Below are 761 nucleotides of genomic sequence, written 5' to 3' on the forward strand. Positions count from 1 at the left end.
ATATAGCTCTTTAAAAATGACGAAGCTTGCGCTTCATTCAAAAATTGTAAAACTTTTTTTGCCTCATCGTTCAGTTTTCAAAGTTCGTCGGTTTAAAGAATTGGTGGAGCCTAGCGGGATCGAACCGCTGACCTCCTGCGTGCAAGGCAGGCGCTCTCCCAGCTGAGCTAAGGCCCCAAAAGTTATGATGGTCGGGAAGACAGGATTCGAACCTGCGACCCCTTGGTCCCAAACCAAGTGCTCTACCAAGCTGAGCTACTTCCCGAAATAGATGGTGCACCCTGAGAGATTCGAACTCCCGGCCTTTAGATTCGTAGTCTAACGCTCTATCCAGCTGAGCTAAGGGTGCGAGACGAATGAACTTTCATGGGATATTAAGATGGTACCGAGGGCCGGACTTGAACCGGCACGAGGAAACCCTCGCAGGATTTTAAGTCCTGTGCGTCTACCAATTCCGCCACCCCGGCAAGGTATAATTCATGCGGTAGACTATTTTTAAAAATGGTGCCGGCGAAAGGATTCGAACCCTCGACCCTCTGATTACAAGTCAGATGCTCTACCAACTGAGCTACACCGGCAGGTGTAATGGTGGAGGATGACGGGATCGAACCGCCGACCCCCTGCTTGTAAGGCAGGTGCTCTCCCAGCTGAGCTAATCCTCCAAATATGTAATGCCTGGCAGCGTCCTATCCTCACAGGGGGAGACCCCCAACTACTTTCGGCGCTGAAGCGCTTAACTTCCGTGTTCGGCATGGGAACGG

General features: G+C 51.4%; 6 tRNA genes and 1 rRNA gene. All 7 read right to left on the bottom strand.

What is annotated here, in order from left to right:
- Positions 1 to 101: 101 nt before the first annotated feature.
- Positions 102 to 177: transfer RNA gene (locus KNP95_RS15930), tRNA-Ala, on the bottom strand.
- A gap of 11 nt (positions 178 to 188) precedes the next feature.
- Positions 189 to 265 (bottom strand) — tRNA-Pro (locus KNP95_RS15935).
- Positions 266 to 272: 7 nt separating this feature from the next.
- Positions 273 to 349: transfer RNA gene (locus KNP95_RS15940), tRNA-Arg, on the bottom strand.
- Between the two features lie 31 nt (positions 350 to 380).
- A tRNA-Leu gene (locus KNP95_RS15945) sits at positions 381 to 467 on the bottom strand.
- 35 nt (positions 468 to 502) lie between these two features.
- Positions 503 to 578, bottom strand: a tRNA-Thr gene (locus KNP95_RS15950).
- 8 nt (positions 579 to 586) lie between these two features.
- A tRNA-Val gene (locus KNP95_RS15955) sits at positions 587 to 662 on the bottom strand.
- Between the two features lie 11 nt (positions 663 to 673).
- Positions 674 to 761, bottom strand: a 5S ribosomal RNA gene (rrf, locus tag KNP95_RS15960); the annotation flags it as partial.

Origin of the sequence: Exiguobacterium sp. s36 (assembly GCF_018618345.1) — a bacterium.
Classification (GTDB): Bacteria; Bacillota; Bacilli; order Exiguobacteriales; family Exiguobacteriaceae; genus Exiguobacterium; species Exiguobacterium chiriqhucha.